General features: G+C 72.4%; 17 protein-coding genes. 9 read left to right on the top strand and 8 right to left on the bottom strand.

What is annotated here, in order from left to right; all coding sequences use genetic code 11:
* Window positions 1–86: 86 nt before the first annotated feature.
* Entirely contained in the window at window positions 87–1,652 is a 1,566-nt protein-coding gene (locus tag ABD401_RS07540) for an AMP-binding protein (RefSeq protein ID WP_344603218.1), read from the bottom strand.
* A gap of 154 nt (window positions 1,653–1,806) precedes the next feature.
* Between ABD401_RS07540 and ABD401_RS07545 the strand changes: the two genes are divergently transcribed.
* Window positions 1,807–2,565 (top strand): SDR family NAD(P)-dependent oxidoreductase, encoded by a 759-nt coding sequence (locus tag ABD401_RS07545; RefSeq protein WP_344603535.1) that lies wholly within the window; start codon window positions 1,807–1,809, stop codon window positions 2,563–2,565.
* Window positions 2,562–3,332, top strand: coding sequence for an SDR family oxidoreductase (locus ABD401_RS07550; RefSeq protein ID WP_344603220.1), 771 nt, complete (start codon window positions 2,562–2,564; stop codon window positions 3,330–3,332). The genes ABD401_RS07545 and ABD401_RS07550 overlap by 4 nt, the downstream gene beginning before the upstream one ends.
* A gap of 81 nt (window positions 3,333–3,413) precedes the next feature.
* Here ABD401_RS07550 and ABD401_RS07555 read toward each other — a convergent pair whose 3' ends face one another.
* Window positions 3,414–4,640, bottom strand: a complete 1,227-nt coding sequence (locus tag ABD401_RS07555) for a PucR family transcriptional regulator (protein ID WP_344603222.1) — start codon at window positions 4,638–4,640, stop codon at window positions 3,414–3,416.
* 65 nt (window positions 4,641–4,705) lie between these two features.
* Between ABD401_RS07555 and ABD401_RS07560 the strand changes: the two genes are divergently transcribed.
* The 7 genes from ABD401_RS07560 (at window position 4,706) to ABD401_RS07590 (ending at window position 9,977) form a co-directional block, all read left to right on the top strand.
* Window positions 4,706–5,755 carry an alpha-hydroxy acid oxidase gene (locus ABD401_RS07560; RefSeq protein ID WP_344603224.1) on the top strand — a complete coding sequence of 350 codons (1,050 nt, stop codon included), beginning with the start codon at window positions 4,706–4,708 and terminating at the stop codon, window positions 5,753–5,755.
* A 9-nt stretch (window positions 5,756–5,764) separates the two neighbouring features.
* Window positions 5,765–6,430: a phytanoyl-CoA dioxygenase family protein gene (locus ABD401_RS07565; protein ID WP_344603226.1), complete on the top strand. Its 666-nt coding sequence runs from the start codon at window positions 5,765–5,767 to the stop codon at window positions 6,428–6,430.
* 88 nt (window positions 6,431–6,518) lie between these two features.
* Window positions 6,519–8,018 carry a DNA-3-methyladenine glycosylase 2 family protein gene (locus ABD401_RS07570; protein WP_344603228.1) on the top strand — a complete coding sequence of 500 codons (1,500 nt, stop codon included), beginning with the start codon at window positions 6,519–6,521 and terminating at the stop codon, window positions 8,016–8,018.
* A complete protein-coding gene (locus ABD401_RS07575) occupies window positions 8,015–8,512 on the top strand; it encodes a methylated-DNA--[protein]-cysteine S-methyltransferase (protein ID WP_344603230.1) in 498 nt (165 codons plus the stop codon). The genes ABD401_RS07570 and ABD401_RS07575 overlap by 4 nt, the downstream gene beginning before the upstream one ends.
* Window positions 8,513–8,610: 98 nt before the next feature.
* The gene (locus tag ABD401_RS07580) at window positions 8,611–9,045 is read left to right on the top strand and encodes a hypothetical protein (RefSeq protein ID WP_344603232.1); all 435 of its coding nucleotides are present in this window, start codon (window positions 8,611–8,613) and stop codon (window positions 9,043–9,045) included.
* A 26-nt stretch (window positions 9,046–9,071) separates the two neighbouring features.
* Window positions 9,072–9,503 carry a hypothetical protein gene (locus ABD401_RS07585; RefSeq protein WP_344603234.1) on the top strand — a complete coding sequence of 144 codons (432 nt, stop codon included), beginning with the start codon at window positions 9,072–9,074 and terminating at the stop codon, window positions 9,501–9,503.
* Between the two features lie 21 nt (window positions 9,504–9,524).
* Complete coding sequence (locus ABD401_RS07590) at window positions 9,525–9,977, top strand: flavodoxin family protein (RefSeq protein ID WP_344603236.1); 453 nt, start codon at window positions 9,525–9,527, stop codon at window positions 9,975–9,977.
* A 78-nt stretch (window positions 9,978–10,055) separates the two neighbouring features.
* On the opposite strand, the gene ABD401_RS07595 is transcribed toward ABD401_RS07590, so the two are convergent.
* The 6 genes from ABD401_RS07595 to ABD401_RS07620 all read right to left on the bottom strand — a co-directional run bounded on the left by ABD401_RS07595 (window position 10,056) and on the right by ABD401_RS07620 (window position 16,272).
* The gene (locus tag ABD401_RS07595; RefSeq protein WP_344603238.1) at window positions 10,056–10,790 is read right to left on the bottom strand and encodes an SDR family oxidoreductase; all 735 of its coding nucleotides are present in this window, start codon (window positions 10,788–10,790) and stop codon (window positions 10,056–10,058) included.
* Window positions 10,787–11,428, bottom strand: coding sequence for a class I SAM-dependent methyltransferase (locus ABD401_RS07600; protein WP_344603240.1), 642 nt, complete (start codon window positions 11,426–11,428; stop codon window positions 10,787–10,789). Before ABD401_RS07600 ends, ABD401_RS07595 begins: the two co-directional genes overlap by 4 nt.
* A gap of 3 nt (window positions 11,429–11,431) precedes the next feature.
* The gene (locus tag ABD401_RS07605; RefSeq protein ID WP_344603242.1) at window positions 11,432–12,196 is read right to left on the bottom strand and encodes an SDR family NAD(P)-dependent oxidoreductase; all 765 of its coding nucleotides are present in this window, start codon (window positions 12,194–12,196) and stop codon (window positions 11,432–11,434) included.
* A 63-nt stretch (window positions 12,197–12,259) separates the two neighbouring features.
* Window positions 12,260–12,760, bottom strand: a complete 501-nt coding sequence (locus tag ABD401_RS07610; protein WP_344603244.1) for a hypothetical protein — start codon at window positions 12,758–12,760, stop codon at window positions 12,260–12,262.
* Between the two features lie 19 nt (window positions 12,761–12,779).
* A complete protein-coding gene (gene gcvP, locus ABD401_RS07615; RefSeq protein WP_344603246.1) occupies window positions 12,780–15,644 on the bottom strand; it encodes an aminomethyl-transferring glycine dehydrogenase in 2,865 nt (954 codons plus the stop codon).
* Between the two features lie 28 nt (window positions 15,645–15,672).
* Window positions 15,673–16,272 carry a DUF6318 family protein gene (locus tag ABD401_RS07620; RefSeq protein WP_344603248.1) on the bottom strand — a complete coding sequence of 200 codons (600 nt, stop codon included), beginning with the start codon at window positions 16,270–16,272 and terminating at the stop codon, window positions 15,673–15,675.
* Between the last annotated feature and the right edge of the window lie 2 nt (window positions 16,273–16,274).

Here is a 16,274-nt window from a genome sequence, read left to right on the forward strand (position 1 = left end):
CCGTCGAGCGCTCGGCCTAGACACCCCATGTGTCCGGCGGACTGTGGCCCATAGGCCACAGTTGGCCGGACGCAACGGGGGATGTCCTAGTTGACCGCGCGGGTCTTGCCGCCCCAGTACTGCTTCCGCAGCGCGGGCTTGTCGTGCTTACCGACGGCGGTGAGCGGGATCGCCTCGACGAAGTCGACGGTCTTCGGGCAGTTCACCGAGCCCTTGCGCTCCTTGACCCAGGCGATGAGCTCCTCGGCCGTGACAGGCGTGCCGGGGTCGGCGACGACGACCGCCTTCACCGACTCGCCCCACTTCTCGTCCGGCACGCCGATGACGGCGACGTCGCGGACGGCGGGGTGGGTGAACAGCGCCGCCTCGACCTCCTTCGGGTACACGTTGTACCCGCCGGAGATGATCATGTCCTTCTTGCGGTCGACGATGTAGAGGAAGCCGCGCTCGTCGGCCTTGGCGATGTCGCCGGTGCAGAGCCAGCCGTCGCGCAGGGTCGAGGCGGTCTCCTCCGGGCGGTTCCAGTAGCCCGTCATGACGTGCGGGCCGCGGGCGCAGATCTCGCCGGGCTCGCCCATCGGGACCTCGTTGAGGTCGTCGTCGAGCAGGCGGACGTCCGCGATCAGCACCGGCCGGCCGCAGGAACTGAGCGGCTCGAACTGACGGGTCCTCAGCGCCTCGGCGTGGTCGTCCTTGGTCAGGACCGTCAGCTGGTTGGGCGCCTCGGTCTGACCGTAGAGCTGGGCGAAGATCGGGCCGAAGCGCTCCAGTCCCTCGATCAGGCGCTCCAGGCCCATCGGGGCGGCGCCGTAAACGATGGTCTTGAGCGAGGACAGGTCGGCCGTCTTCGTCGCCGGGTGGTCCAGGAGGACGTAGATCATCGTCGGGACGAGCAGGGTCGCGGTGACCTTCTCGGTCTCGATCGCCGCCAGCAGCTTGTCCGGGTCGAAGCCACCGAGGACGACGTTGGTGCCCCCGCGCATCCACACCGGCAGCACGAACCCACCACTGGCGTGTGTCAGCGGCGCGCAGTGCGCGAACACGTCCGCCTCACCGAGACCGAGCTCGAGGAGCTCGGAGAGCAGGGCGGAGATGAACGTGCGATGCGTGTGCGCCACGCCCTTGGGGCGCCCGGTCGTGCCACCGGTGTAGTAGATGCCGAACAAGTCGTCCGGCGCGACGGCCGGGACACCCGCCGCGTCGGACTCCTTGTCCGCGAGCAGACCCAGGGGCGATCCGCCGTCGAGGATCGCGTCCTCGTCGACGCCCAGGCGGTGCTCGATCGAGGTCCGGCCCAGGATGCCGGAGAGCCGCTCCACGTACGCGCGGTCGTGGACGACCGCCTTCGCACCGGAGTCGGTGAGGATGTACTCCTGGTCCTCGGCGCCGAGGCGGGCGTTCAGGGGGACGACGGCGAGGCCGGCCCACAGGGCGCCGTAGTACGCGTAGAGCAGTTCCGGCCGGTCGGGCATGAGCAGCGCGACCCGGTCCCCGGGACGAAGACCGGTTGCGAGCAGGGCACGCCCGTGGCGGCGGACGGTCGAGATGAGCTCGGAGTACGTGATGCGGCGGTCCCCGTCGACGACGGCGATGCGCGGCCCGTACGCACGGCAGGCCCGCTCCAACAGGGTGCCGATCGTGTAATCGTGCATGCGCCCGCGTCCTCTCCGGAATCCACCTGTGGCGCGAGACACTAAAGGCCTGGTCACGCAGGGTCGAGGGCGAATTCGCACGATCTGGACGCGGCCGAGTGTTGGTTTCCAACATGTTGCGTGTGACCCACGTCGCCCTAGGGTGGGGCCCATGCTGGCTGACCTGCAGGGCAAGAGGGCCCTCGTCACCGGCGCCGCGCAGGGCCTGGGGCACGCAATTGCGGTGCTCTTCGCCGAGCGGGGTGCCCGCGTGCTCCTCACCGACATCGACGCCGAGGGGGCCGCCAAGGCCGCCGCGGCACTTCCCGGCGCGGCCTCCCTGGCCTGCGACGTGACCAAGGCCGACGACGTCCAGGCGGCCGTCGACGCGACCGTCTCCGAGTTCGGCGGAATCGACATCGTCGTGAACAACGCCGGCATCGAGATCGGCAAGCCGCTCCACGAACACACCGAGGCCGACATCGACAAGCTCCTGGCGGTCAACGTCAAGGGCGTGTTCTTCGGCATCAAGCACGCCGTGCCCGCGCTGTTGGCCTCCGGCGGCGGCGCGATCGTCAACATGGCCTCGGTGGCCGGTCTCGGCGGCGCCCCGCTGCTCGGCGGCTACTGCGCGACCAAGGGCGCGGTGCTCCGCCTGACCGAGACCGCCGCGATCGAACTGCGTGACCACGGGATCCGCGTGAACGCCGTCTGCCCGTCATTCATCGACACGCAGATGGTCGCGCGCCTGGTCGACCCCTTCACCGAGGCCGTCGGCCTGCCGTTCAGCGACGTCGTCGCCCTCAAGCAGCAGCGGCTCGGCACGCCGGAGGAGGTCGCGGAGACCACCGCGTTCCTCGCCTCCGACGACGCGCGGTTCATCACCGGCGCGCACTTCATCCTCGACGGCGGACTGACCGGGAGCCTGCTGTGACGACTGCTCAGGGCGAACTTCAGGACAAGGTCGCGGTCATCACCGGCGCCGCCCGCGGCATCGGTGCCGCGATCGCCGAGGCCTACGACAAGGAAGGCGCGATCGTCGTCGTCTCGGACATCGACGGGGAGGGCGCGGAGCGGGTGGCCAAGGGCCTGTCCCGCGGCTCGGCGATCCAGTGCGACGTCACCGACGAGGCCTCGGTGCAGGCCCTCATCGACGGCACGGTCGCCCAGCACGGCCGGGTCGACATCGCCGTCGCCAACGCCGGAGTCGGGCGCCCGATGGCCCTCGCGGAGATGAACCTCGCGGAGTGGCGGAAGGTCACGTCGGTCAACCTCGACGGCGTCTTCCTGACGATCCGCGCGGCCGCGCTCGCGATGGCGGCGACCGGTGGCGGCTCGATCATCGGCATGGCCTCGATCACCGGCTTCAAGGGCTCCGCCCTCATCGGTGACTACGCGGCCGCCAAGGCCGGCGTGATCAACCTCTGCAAGACGGCGGCGACCGAGTTCCGCGCCCACAACGTCCGCGTCAACGCGATGTGCCCGACGTTCCTGGACACCGTCCTGGTCCAGGAGGCCGTGCCGACGTTCGAGGCGGCGCTCGGCGTCCCGTTCGATCAGATCATCAGCCAGAAGCAGGGCCGGATGGGTCAGGTCTCCGACGTCACCCCGCTGGCGGTCTTCCTCGCCAGCGAGCGGTACCGGTTCTCCACCGGCTCCGCGTTCGTCGTCGACCACGGGTGGCTCGCCTCGCTCGTCTGACGCGCGCCATCACCCCTGTCACAAAAGGGTGACACCCCTTACTGCGCAGTAAGGGGTGTCACCCTTTCTTTTCCACCGGCGTCAGCGGGGGCCGGGCGGGCCGAGGAGCCGGCGGAGGCGGAGGGCGGCGAGGACCTCGGCGCGGCGTTCGGACAGGCCCTGGGCGAGGACCTCCTCCGCGTGGCGGATCCGGATCCGGACGGTGTTCTCGTGGACCCCGAGGCGGGTCGCGGCGCGGGACTGGGAGCCGGTGGTCAGCCAGGCGAGCAGGGTCTCGCAGGTGCGCTCGGCACGCTCGTCGGCACCGGCCAGCTCGCCGAGCTCGTCGGCGACGAACTGCCGCGCGGCGTCCTCGTCGTGGAGCATCAGCAGCTCGAGGCGGACCTCGGAGAACCACAACACCGGGGGCTGCTTGCCGATCCGCCGGTGCAACCGCGCGGCGTCGAGGGCCTGCTCGTATGTCCGGCGCAGACCGTCCAACCCCGTGCCCGGGGCCCCGATCGCCATCGTCGCCCCGGTCGCCGCCGCGGCGCGCGCGACAGCCGCGGTCTCCTTCGGCCCGACGGCGCCGGCATAACCGAGCCAGAGCATCCACGTCCCCGGCGCGTGCAGCAGCATCAACGAGCCGAGGGCGCCGGAGGTCTCGGTCAGCGTCGACGCGACACGCTCGGCCTGGGCACGTTCGTCGACCTCCAGCGCGAGCGCCAGGTGCGTCCCCCGGAGGCGGTAGCCCAGCAGGTTCTCCAGCTCGCCCGTCGGCGCCGAGATCGCCCCGCCGAGGATCTGACCGAGCAGCGCCCGGCGGCGGTCCTCCTGGTTGCGGAGGATCTCCGCGCGCACCGCGTCGTAGCGGGCGACGACGATCCCAACGATGTGAATGATGTAGTCGAGGAGCTCGATCGTCGCGGGCCCGACGAGCTCCTCGAGGGTGCCTTCGCCCTTCGCGGCCTCGATGCGCGCGAGGCGGAACCACTCGCGCCAGAACCCGCGGACGCCGACCCAGTACCCGCGCTCCAGCTCGCTGACCGGGATGCCGAGCTCGGCGGTCAGGTCGGCGAAGGCGAGTGCGCCGGTGGGGTTGACGTCCTCCAGGCGCAGCCGCCCGGCGAGGACGTCGACGATAGCGCGGACGTTGTCGCGCCCGGACTTGCGCAGGGCGTCGAGGAACTCGGGGTTCCGGACGTGCTCCGGCCAGACGTGGGTGGCCGTGTCACGGCTGACGGCGGCGGCGAGCAGGTCCGGGTCCGTCCGCGCCGCCATGGCGCGCATGGCCGCGGTCGAGAGGTCGTCCGCGCCCGGGGCCGTCATTCGCGACATCGTAGGCGCGCCCGGGCCCGTGGCGCCGCGATCGCCCGGGACGCCAGAATCCGCACATGGACTTCGAGCCCCTGGAAGCCGCCGCGCGCGAGGCGCTGGCACCGATGGCCTACGACTACTTCGCCGGCGGGTCCGACGACGAGGAGACCCTGCGCGACAACGTCGCCGCCTGGCGCCGGATCCGCCTCCGCCCGCGGGTGCTGCGCGACGTCTCGGTGGTCGACACCTCGACGACGGTGCTCGGCACGCCGGTCGCGCTGCCGGTGCTCGTCGCGCCGGTCGGGTACCAGGCGATGGCCCACCCCGGCGGGGAGTGCGACGCCGCCCGCGGCACCGCGGCGGCCGGGAGCCTGTACATCTCCTCGACGGTCGCGACGATGAAACTCGAGGACATCGCCGCCGTCGCCGGGCCGCGCTGGATGCAGGTCTACGTCCAGAAGGACCGCTCGATGACCGAGGCGATGGTTCAGCGCGCCGCCGACGCGGGCTACAGCGCGCTCGTGCTGACCGTCGACCTCCCCGTCGTCGGACGACGGCGCCGCGACGAGCGGAACTCGTTCACCCTCGCCCCGGGTCTGACAGTCGCGAACTTCGGCCTGGAGATGCCGTCGGTCGCGGGTCAGTCCGGCCTCGCCGCCCAGGTCGGCCGGGACATGGACCCGAATCTGACGCCCAGTGACATCGCTTGGCTGCAGGAGGTCTCCGGCCTCCCGGTGATCGTCAAGGGCATCCTGCGCGGCGACGACGCCCGCGCCGCGGTCGACGCCGGAGCGGACGGCGTCGTCGTCTCCAACCACGGCGGTCGGCAGCTGGACACCGCGATCGCCGGGGCCGACGCGCTGCCCGACGTCGTCGCCGCCGTCGGGCGCGACGCCGAGGTCTACGTCGACGGCGGGGTGCGGTCCGGGACCGACGTCCTCAAGGCCGTCGCGATGGGCGCACGGGCCGTCCTCGTCGGCCGGCCGATGGTGTGGAGCCTCGCGACCGGCGGAGCGGCCGGGGTCGAGACGATGCTGAAGGAGCTGCAGGTGGAGCTCGCCAACTCGATGGCGTTGTGCGGCGCCCGGTCCGTCGGGGAGCTGACCCGCGACCTCGTCGTCACCTAGGCTCCGCTCATGCCCTCCACGGTGCTGCCCGTCGCCGGCCTGACGCGGGCGCTGAGCGAGGCCGAGCGCGACGACCTCCGGCGCGACGGTGTCACGATCGCGCGCGGGATCCTCACCGACGAGTGGATCGCGACGATGGCCGCCACCGTGGCCCGGGTGATGAGCGAGGTCGCCGCCTCCGACGAGCGCCGCGAGCTCCCCGGCTTCCGGGCCTGGGCCCTCGACGCCCCGCTCGTCGGCCTGACCCGCCAGGCGCTCCACGGCGCCAGTTGCGTCACCGTCTACGTCGACCAGATGGTCGGCGCCCGCCCGGGCTCCACCGACCTGATGACCGTCAACCGCGAAGCGCCGTACGTCCCGGTGATGGGTTCGCAGGTCGTCCGGCTCTGGGTCCCGCTCGACGCCGTGAAGGCCGACGGCGGGGCGGTCCGGTACCAGCGGGGCTCCCACCGCGGCGCGGGCGCCGGGACCGACTGGCTGGTCGCCGAGTGCGACGTCGGCGACGTCGTCCTGCACCACCCGCGGACGATCCACGGCGCGGTCTCCGACGCCGACCACCGCCGCGTGGTCGCCAGCGCGTACGGCGCCGACCTGCGCCGCGGCCCGCAGGCCGCCGACGACCTGCTCCGCGAGTGGGAGTCCTTCCACCCCACGCTCAACCCGCAGACCTCCTGACCCCCGCGATGGAGATGACATCTTCAGTGCAGGGTTGATGTCGTTTTTCGGCTAGCAATCGCCGCGGGCGGGGCGCAGGCTGGACGACATGGACACCGATCGGGACGCCTGCCTGCGGGCCGTCGCAGCGAAGGACCCGCGGTTCGACGGGTGGTTCTTCGTCGCCGTCCGGACGACCGGGATCTACTGCCGGCCCTCGTGCCCGGCGAACCCGCTGGCCCGGAACCTGGAGTTCTTCCCCAGCGCGGCGGCCGCCCAGCAGGCCGGGTACCGCGCCTGCAAGCGGTGCCGGCCGGACGCGAGCCCCGGCTCCCCGGAGTGGAACTTCCGCACCGACGCGGTCGCCCGCGCGATGCGCCTGATCGCCGACGGCGTCGTGGACCGCGACGGCGTCCCGGGGCTCGCGGCGCGCCTCGGCTACAGCGTCCGGCAGGTACAGCGACAGCTGCTGACCGAGCTCGGCGCCGGGCCGCTCGCGATCGCCCGCGCACAGCGGGCGCAGACCGCGCGGCTGCTCATCGAGACCACCGACCTCCCGATGACCGACGTCGCCGCGGCGGCCGGATTCGCGAGCATCCGCGCGTTCAACACGACCGTCGCAGAGGTGTTCGCCCTCTCGCCCACCGACCTGCGCCGGCGGGCGAAAGGACGCCCCGCCGTCGGAGCCCCCGGTGCCCTCAGCCTCCGGCTGCCGTTCCGCGGACCGCTGTTCCCCGACAACCTCTTCGGTCACCTGGCCGCCACCGGCGTCCCCGGCGTCGAGGAGTGGCGTGGTGGGGCCTACCGACGGACGCTCCGACTGCCCCACGGCCCGGGCATCGTCGAACTGACGCCCCCTCAGGACGGCGAGCTCCCCGTCACCGGGCACATCCCGGCCCGGCTGCGGCTGACCGACCTGCGGGACCTGCAGGTCGCGATCAACCGGTGCCGCTGGCTGCTCGACCTCGACGCCGACCCGGTGGCGATCGACACCGCCCTGTCCGCGGACCCGCTGCTCGCCCCGCTGGTCGCGGCCGCCCCCGGGCGCCGCGTCCCGCGCACGACCGACGGGGAGGAGTTCGCCGTCCGGGCCGTCCTCGGCCAGCAGGTCTCGACGGCCGCGGCGCGCACGCACGCCGCGCGGCTGGTCACCGCCCTCGGCGAGCCCGTCGACGACCCCGACGGCGACCTGACACACCTGTTCCCGTCGACGAAGGCCCTGGCCGACCTCGACCCGGCGACGCTCGCCGTGCCCGAGTCCCGACGCCGCACCCTGGCCGGGCTCGTCTCCGCCCTCGCCGACGGCCGCCTCGACCTCGGCCTCGGCGCCGACCACAGCGCCGCCCGGGCCGAGCTGACCGCCCTGCCCGGCGTCGGGCCCTGGACCGTCGAGGTGGTCGCCATGCGCGTCCTCGGCGACCCGGACGCCTTCCCGGCCACCGACCTCGGCGTCCGCCAGGCGGCCGCCGGCCTCGGGCTGCCGGAATCCCCCGGCGCCCTCGCTCTGCGCTCGGCCGCCTGGCGGCCCTGGCGCGCGTACGCCGTCCAGCACCTGTGGGCCACCGGCACCCACCCCGTCAACGTCCTGCCGCGAGAGGATTCGGTATGACCCGCACGCACGTCGTCGTCGACTCACCCATCGGCCCGATGACCGTCGTCGCCGACGGCGAGACCGTCGTCGGGATCTACATGGACGACGCGAGACACCTCCCGCCCGCCGAGCGCTTCGGCCCCGCGGACGACGGCACCAGCGTCGTCCTCAAGGAGGCCGACCGGCAGCTCGGCGAGTACTTCGCCTGCGAGCGCACGACGTTCGACCTCCCGCTCGCCGCGGACGGCACGCCGTTCCAGCGCCGCGTGTGGGCCGCACTGTGCGAGATTCCGTACGGCGAGACGATCTCCTACGGCGAGCTCGCCCGACGGATCGGCCAGCCCACCGCCTCCCGCGCCGTCGGCCTCGCGAACGGGCGCAATCCCATCTCCGTGGTCGTGCCGTGCCACCGCGTGATCGGGTCGTCGGGGAAGCTCGTCGGCTACGGCGGCGGGCTGTCCCGCAAGCAGACGCTCCTGGAGCTGGAGCAGGGCCGGAATCGTCTGCTCTGACCGTTTCTGACGGCTCGTTGGCTCCGCTCTCGGTCGGCATTACACCAAGCCGGTCTCAAGGGCGGGGCCGCCGCCACATCCTGACGGCGGAGGACCCCATGCGAACCCCGATTGCTCTGCTCGCCGGCGCGGCGCTGCTCGCGCCTGCCCTGCTCGTCGCCCAGCCGGCGTCGGCCGCGCCGAAGAAGGGCGCCACCGTCACGAACTGCGTGATGACGAAGCACGGCGTCAAGGTGCGGATCAAGATCCGCGACGAGGGCCGCGCCGGCATGAACGTCCGCGTCAGCCACCGCGACGCGGCGGGGAACTTCCGCGAGCCGCGCGTGAGCGCGACGCAGACCTGGATCTACCGCGAGTCCGAGTGGGTCCCGCCGGACCGTCGCGGCCGCGAGATCGGCAGCGCTGCGACGCTGGAGAGCGCGGGGTCCGCCTACTCGTTCCGCACCGGGCCGCGCGAGTACATCACGATCATCGGCACGACCTTCACCCTCCGCAGCGGCAAGAAGATCAAGCTCGCCTGCCGGGCGCACTGACCCGGCCCGTCCTGCGAAGGGAACCGATGCGCACCCGCCTCGCTCTGCTCGCGACCGCCGTCGCCCTGCCGCTCTCGGCCGCGCCGATCGCCTCCGCCGCCCCCACCGCCCGGCCGGCGCAGGACGTCATCACCAACTGCTCGAAGACGAAGTACGGCCAGAAGGTCCGCATCAAGGCCCGGGACAACGGCCGCTACACCGTCGTCCGCGTCACTCACCGCGACGGGACCGGCAACTTCACCGCGCCCCGGGTGAAGCGGGTGTTCGGTGGGGCCTCGGGCGGCGGGCAACCGAGCGAGAACCTCGGCGGCGGGGAGTGGCGTGACCGGCGTCGGACGCTGCCGCCGTCGTTCCGCACCAGCACGCGGTTCGTCGACGAGGGCTACACCGTCGACATCTCGGCGACGTTCGTGCTCCGCAGCGGGAGGCGGATCCACCTGACCTGCAGCCTGCGCTGAGGCTGGGGTAGGAAAGGGCCCATGGCCCGGTTGCTGATCGTCCACCACACCCCGTCACCGGCGACGTCGGAACTGCTCGACGCCGTGGTCCGGGGCGCGAGCGACCCGGAGATCACCGGGGTGGAGGTCGTCCGCCGGGCGGCGCTGGCGGCGACGGCGTCGGACGTCCTCTCCTGCGACGGCCTCGTCCTCGGCACCCCGGCGAACATCGGGTACATGTCCGGGGCCCTGAAGCACTTCTTCGACCAGATCTACTACCCGGTCCTCGACGACACGAAGGGCCGCCCGTACGGCCTCTACGTCCACGGCAACCTCGGGACCGAGGGCGCCGTCCGAGCCGTCGAGTCGATCGCCGACGGGCTCGGCTGGACCAAGGCCGCCGCGACCGTCGAGGTCTCCGGCTCCCCGACCAAGGACGACCTCGAGGCCTGCTGGGAGCTCGGCGGCACCCTCGCCGCCACCCTGATGGCGTGATGTGAAGAAAGGGTGACACCCCTTACTGCGCAGTAAGGGGTGTCACCCTTTCTTTTCCACAGGTCGAGGGGGGAGGGATCAGCGGCCGCCGCCGATGTCGAGGAACGCGCCGGTGACGTAGGAGGCGGCCGGGGAGAGGAGCCAGACGATCGCGCCCGCGACCTCGTCGGCGGTGCCGGGGCGGCCGAGGGGGACGGTGGGGGCGAGCTCGACGAGTCGCTCGGGGCGGCCGACCGAGGCGTGGATCTCGGTCTCGATCAGTCCCGGCCGGACGGCGTTGACGCGGATCCCGTCGCCGGCGACCTCCTTGGCCAGGCCGGTCGTCAGGGCGTCCACGGCGGCCTTCGAGGCCGCGTAGTCGACGTACTCCCCCGGCGAGCCGAGCACCGCGGCCCGGGACGAGACGTTGACGATCGCCCCGCCCTCGCCGTCGCGCTGCATCAGCCGGACGGCCTCGCGGGCGCAGAAGAACGCCCCGAAGACGTTCACACCAAAGACCTCCTCGAGGTCCTCGGACTCCAGCTCGGCCACCGTCTTACGGGGCGTCACAATGCCTGCGTTGTTGACAAGTCCGCGCACCGGGCCGAGTTCCTCGGCCTGGACGAACAGGTCGATGACGTCCATCTCCATCGCGACGTCGGCCTGCACGACAGCCGTCTGCACGCCGAGCGCCGCGCAATCCGCAGCGACGGCCTCGGCCGCCGCCCGGTCCGCGCGGTAGCCCAGGCACAAATCCCAGCTGGCCGCCGCAGCGGCGCGGGCGGTGGCGGCGCCGATGCCGCGCCCGCCGCCGGTGACCACGAGGACGCTCACGGGGCGGGCGGCTTCAGGTGACCGGGGTCGGGATTCCCCGTGGGCTCCGGGCCGTCCCAGGTGGTGACCTCGAGCAGGATGTCGACGGCCGTCCCGGCCTCGGTCTCCCGCAGCAGGTGCTGCAGCGCGAGCACCCGCAGACCCTCGGCGGCGCCGGCGAGGTCCGCGATCTCCGCGAGCACTTCCGGGTTCGACGGCCCACCCACACCCCGCGTCAGATTCGTGCGGGAGTGGCCGACGTAGAGCAGCCGGCCGCCCGGGCGCAGCCACGTCGCCGCTCGGGCGATGACGCCGGTGAGCTCGGGCATCTCCATGTGCAGGTACACGATCAGGACGAGGTCCAGCGGCTCGGCCGGCGTCCAGGCCAGGACGTCGCCGACCTCCCAGTCCACGTGCACGCCGGCGCGCTCGGACCGCTGCTGCGCCTGCTCGATCGCGACCGAGGAGATGTCGACCGCCTCGACGTGCCAGCCGCGCCGCGCGAGCCAGACCGCGTTACGGCCGTTGCCGCACGCGAGGTCGACCGCCCGCCCGGGCTCCGCGTCGGCGACGCGGGCCCGGACGAACTGGTTCGGCTGTTCCCCCCACAACGCGGGATCCGCGGCGTACCGCGCGTCCCAGTCGATGTCCTTGGCCAAGGCTCAGACGCCCCACTTGCCGCCGTGGACGTAGATCGTCTGGCCGACGATGTGGCGGGCGTCCTCCGAGGCGAGGAACGCGATGACCGAGGCGATGTCGTCAGGCTGGGCGACGCGGCCGATCGGGGTCGCGGCCGCACCGGCGGCGACGAACTCCTCCGGGTCCAGGCCCATGCGGACGGCGGTCGCGCGGGTCATCGCGGTGTCGACGAAGCCGGGAGCGACCGCGTTGACGTTGATGTTGTAGCGCGCGAGCTCGAGCGCCATCGTCGCCGTCAGGCCCTGGATGCCGGCCTTGGCGGCGGAGTAGTTCGACTGGCCGCGGTTGCCGAGCGCGGAGATCGACGACAGCGAGACGATCTTGCCCGACTTCTTGGGCACCATGTGACGCTGCGCGGCCTGAGCCATCAGGAACGCGCCCTTGAGGCTGACATCGACCGCGAGATCCCAGTCCTCCTCGGTCATCTTGAACAGCATGTTGTCGCGGGTGACGCCCGCGTTGTTGACGAGGATGTCGACCCCGCCGAACTGCGCGACGATCTCCTCGACGCCGGCGGTGACCGACGCGGAGTTCGAGACGTCGATGCCGAACGCGACGGCCTTGCCGCCGCCCTTCTCGATCTCGGCCACGGTGTCGGCGCCGCGCTCCGCGGTGATGTCGACGACCGCGACGGTCGCGCCCTCGAACGCGAAGCGCGTCGCGGTGGCCGCGCCGATCCCCTGGGCCGCGCCGGTCACGATCGCGACCTTGCCGTCGAACCTGCTCATGGACGAACTCCTTCTCGGGTCAGCCTGCCCGGCCGCACCGGGCACTGCGAGAACCCTAGGTCCTCACTCCGGCGGGGCTTCGGGGAGCGGGCTCGAGCGGGTCGTGGGCTCACCGAAGGTGGCGCCGTCCCAGCGGTAGGTGTGGGAAATCTCCAGGTCAGGGCAGCAACGCGGGGCGTTGGGGCCGAATCCGAAGGTCGTGACCACCGCGTTCGGGCCGACGGCCGACAGGTCCTTCACGACCTCGCCGTCGTCGGCGTCGAGCAGCTCGTCGACCACCTCCGGCCCGTCCGGACCGGCCGCGATCGCGAACACCGCCGACGGCGGGGCCCCGGCGCCGGAGTCGCAGCGGACGGCGACCAGCGCGTCCTCGACCCCGTCGGTGGTGAAGTCGTAGCGGTGCTGGCGGACCTGGACCAGCGGGGCGCCGGCGCAGTCGACCTGCGTCGTCAGGACCTCGAGCAGTTCCGGCGGCAGGGCCGTCGCGACGCGGGGTCCGCCGCCGCCACCGCACCCGGCCAGGGCGACCAGTCCGAGTGCTGCCACGGTCGCCCAGAACTTCATGTCGCCGACAGCCTAAGGACTAGTCCGCAGCCAGTTCCTCGACGCTCGGGCAGGAGCAGACCAAATTCCGGTCGCCGTACGCCCCGTCGATCCGTCCGACCGGCGGCCAGTACTTGTCGGCCCGCACCGCCGGGTTCGGGAACACCGCCTCCTCGCGGGAGTACGGGCGGGTCCACTCGGCGGCGGCGAGGACGTCCGCGGTGTGCGGCGCGTTCCGCAGCGGGTTGTCGTCGGCCGGCCACTCCCCGGCGGCGACGCGGTCGATCTCCCCCGCGATCGCGATCATCGCGTCGCAGAAGCGGTCGAGCTCGCCGAGGTCCTCGCTCTCGGTCGGTTCGACCATCAGCGTGCCCGCGACGGGGAAGGAGACCGTCGGCGCGTGGAAGCCGTAGTCGATCAGGCGCTTCGCGACGTCGTCGACGGTGACGCCGGTGGCCTTGGTGATCGGCCGCAGGTCGAGGATGCACTCGTGCGCGACCAGGCCGTTGCGGCCGGTGTAGAGCACGGGGAAGTGCTTGCCGAGCCGGGCCGCCACGTAGTTCGCGGCGAGGATCGCGACCTGCGTCGCGCGCAGCAGACCGTCCGGCCCCATCAGGCGGATGTACGCCCACGGGATCGGCAGGATGCCCGCGCTGCCGAACGGAGCGGCCGAGATCGGGCCGACGCCGGTGGCCGGGCCCGCCTCCGCCACCAGCGGGTGGTTGGGCAGGTACGGCGCGAGGTGCGCCTTCACCGCGACCGGGCCGACGCCCGGCCCGCCACCACCGTGCGGGATGCAGAAGGTCTTGTGCAGGTTCAGGTGGGAGACGTCGCCGCCGAACTCGCCGGGCTTGGCCAGCCCGAGGAGGGCGTTGAAGTTCGCACCGTCGATGTAGACCTGACCACCGGCGGAGTGGACGAGGTCGCACAGTTCGCGGATGCCGTCCTCGAAGACGCCGTGCGTCGACGGGTAGGTGACCATGATCGCCGCGAGCCGCTCGCGGTGCGCGTCGATCTTGGCGCGCAGGTCGTCGAGGTCGACCTCACCGGCGTCGTTCGCCGCCACCACGACCACGCGCATGCCGGCCATCACCGCGGACGCCGCGTTCGTGCCGTGCGCGGACGCGGGGATCAGGCAGACGTCGCGCTCGGCGTGGCCGTTCGCCTTGTGGAACGCGCGGATCGCCAGCAGGCCCGCGAGCTCACCCTGCGACCCGGCGTTCGGCTGCAGCGAGACCCGGTCGTAGCCGGTGAGCTCGGCGAGCCAGTACTCCAGGTCGCGGATCAGCGTGAGGTAGCCCGGCCAGTCCTCGGCCGGGGCGAACGGGTGGATCGCGCCGAAGCGGGGCCAGGTGATCGGCTCCATCTCGGTCGTCGCGTTGAGCTTCATCGTGCAGGAGCCGAGCGGGATCATCCCGCGGTCGAGCGCGTAGTCCTTGTTCGCGAGCTTGCGGACGTAGCGCAGCATCGCGGTCTCGCTGCGGTGCTCGTGGAACACCGAGGCGGTGAGGAACGGCGTCGTCCGCCCGAGGTCCTCCGGGTAGAGGTCGCCGACGGTGACGTCGTCGCCCGTCACGGGGACGGCGCCGAACGCGGCGAGCACGGCCGCGACGTGGGCGAAGGTCGTCGTCTCGCCGCACGCGATGCGCACGCGGTCCGGGCCGTCCTGGCCGAGGTTGATGTCGGCCCGTCGGGCGTTGGCGACAACGGTCGACGCGCGCCCCGGCACCGAGACGAGCAGGGTGTCGAAGAAGTGGTCGTGGACGAGACGGATGCCCGCGTGTCGCAGCCCGTCGGCGATCGCCTTGGCCCGGCCGTGGACCTGGCGCGCGATCGCGGTCAGCCCCTCCGGCCCGTGGTAGATCGCGTACAGCGCGGCGATGACCGCCAGCAGCACCTGCGCGGTGCAGATGTTCGACGTCGCCTTCTCACGGCGGATGTGCTGCTCACGCGTCTGCAGCGCGAGCCGGTACGCCGGACGACCGGCGGAGTCGACCGACAGGCCGACGAGGCGGCCGGGCAGCGCCCGCTCCAGCCCCGCGCGCACCGCGACGAACCCCGCGTGCGGGCCACCGAAGCCCAGCGGGACACCGAAGCGCTGCGCGCTGCCGACGGCGATGTCCGCGCCCCACGACCCGGGGGCCTCGATCAGCGTGCAGGCCAGCAGGTCGGCGGCGGCCGTGATCATGGCGCCGCGTTCGTGGGCGGCGTCCGCGAGCGCCGCGTAGTCCGCACGGGAGCGCAGCCGGCCGCTCGCACCCGGGTACTGCACGACGACGCCGAACACCTCCCCGTCCGGGATCCCGGCGGTCAGGTCCGCGACCTCGACGTCGATCCCGAGCGCCTCACAGCGCGTGCGGACGACCTCGACGGTCTGGGGCAGGCAGTCGGCGTCGAGGACGACACGGGCGTCGGGCATCCCGCGCACCGAGCGGCGCATCAGCGTCACGGCCTCGGCGACCGCGGTGCCCTCGTCGAGCAGCGAGGCGTTGGCGATCGCCAGGCCCATCAGGTCCGAGACCACGGTCTGGAAGGCGAGCAGAACTTCGAGCCGGCCCTGCGAGATCTCGGGCTGGTACGGCGTGTAGGCCGTGTACCAGCCCGGGTTCTCCAGCACCTTGCGCAGGATCACGCCCGGGGTCGCGGTCTCGTAGTAACCCAGACCGATCATCTGCTGACGCACCGTGTTCCGGCTCGACAGCGCGCGGATCTCGGCGAGGACCTCGTCCTCGGACAGGGCCGGTGGCACCGCGAGCGGTGCCCCGTCCTCGAAGGGCAGCCGGATCGAGTCCGGCACGGCCGCGGTGGCGAGGGCCGTCAGCGAGTCGTAGCCGAGGGCGGCGAGCATCGTCGCCTGTTCGGCATCGGAGGGGCCGACGTGACGGGCGACGAAAGGACCGAGCACGCCGAAGAGCTTATGGGGTCGGGAACCCTTACGGCGTCGGGGTCGCCGACGCGCTGCCGCCCTTGCGCAGCGCCGGCGGAACGATCTCCCGCACGACCCAACTCTTCTCGCTGTTGTTCCACTGCAGCTGGACCAGGAAGCTCAGGTTGTTCTGCGCCGGCGTCGAGAAGACGTTCTTGCCGTCGCGGTCGAGCTCGACGTAGCGGGTCTTCGTCAGCTTGAGCTCGACGTTGGTGACGTTCTGCGCCTTGGAGGCGTCGACCGAGCTCACCGTGACCTGGCCGCCGTCGCTCTTGCCGCGGGCCCAGGCGGTGGCGATGTCGCCGACCGTGGCGCGGCAGATGATGCACTGCGGGTGCGTGTACTTGATCAGCGTCGAGATGTTGCCCGAGGCGTAGGCCTTGTTCAGGACCTCCTCGAAGTAGTACTTCGCGAAGGCCTCGGCGCCGGCGTCGGTGTTCTTCGTCGCCGCGTCCGGGATCGTCGCGACGCCGCCGATGCCCCCGGCCGCGGGGCTGCTCGCCGGCCCGCCCAGCGGATCGTTGTCGTCGCCCCCGCAGGCGGTCAGGGCGAGCACGGCAGCGGCGGACAGGGCGGCGGCGCGCAGGGCGCGGGACGTCGTCGACATGC

The sequence above is a fragment of the Sporichthya brevicatena genome (assembly GCF_039525035.1).
GTDB classification, from domain to species: Bacteria; Actinomycetota; Actinomycetes; order Sporichthyales; family Sporichthyaceae; genus Sporichthya; species Sporichthya brevicatena.

Bases quoted from the DNA above. Each gene is read 5' to 3' on its own strand.
- ABD401_RS07555 (WP_344603222.1), bottom strand. From the start codon at position 4,640: ATGACGGCCCCGGGCGCGGACGACCTCTCGACCGCGGCCATGCGCGCC.
- ABD401_RS07585 (WP_344603234.1), top strand. From the start codon at position 9,072: ATGCGCACCCGCCTCGCTCTGCTCGCGACCGCCGTCGCCCTGCCGCTC.
- ABD401_RS07560 (WP_344603224.1), top strand. From the start codon at position 4,706: ATGGACTTCGAGCCCCTGGAAGCCGCCGCGCGCGAGGCGCTGGCACCG.
- ABD401_RS07570 (WP_344603228.1), top strand. From the start codon at position 6,519: ATGGACACCGATCGGGACGCCTGCCTGCGGGCCGTCGCAGCGAAGGAC.
- ABD401_RS07565 (WP_344603226.1), top strand. From the start codon at position 5,765: ATGCCCTCCACGGTGCTGCCCGTCGCCGGCCTGACGCGGGCGCTGAGC.
- ABD401_RS07610 (WP_344603244.1), bottom strand. From the start codon at position 12,760: ATGAAGTTCTGGGCGACCGTGGCAGCACTCGGACTGGTCGCCCTGGCC.
- ABD401_RS07620 (WP_344603248.1), bottom strand. From the start codon at position 16,272: ATGTCGACGACGTCCCGCGCCCTGCGCGCCGCCGCCCTGTCCGCCGCT.
- ABD401_RS07605 (WP_344603242.1), bottom strand. From the start codon at position 12,196: ATGAGCAGGTTCGACGGCAAGGTCGCGATCGTGACCGGCGCGGCCCAG.
- ABD401_RS07575 (WP_344603230.1), top strand. From the start codon at position 8,015: ATGACCCGCACGCACGTCGTCGTCGACTCACCCATCGGCCCGATGACC.
- ABD401_RS07580 (WP_344603232.1), top strand. From the start codon at position 8,611: ATGCGAACCCCGATTGCTCTGCTCGCCGGCGCGGCGCTGCTCGCGCCT.
- ABD401_RS07590 (WP_344603236.1), top strand. From the start codon at position 9,525: ATGGCCCGGTTGCTGATCGTCCACCACACCCCGTCACCGGCGACGTCG.
- ABD401_RS07540 (WP_344603218.1), bottom strand. From the start codon at position 1,652: ATGCACGATTACACGATCGGCACCCTGTTGGAGCGGGCCTGCCGTGCG.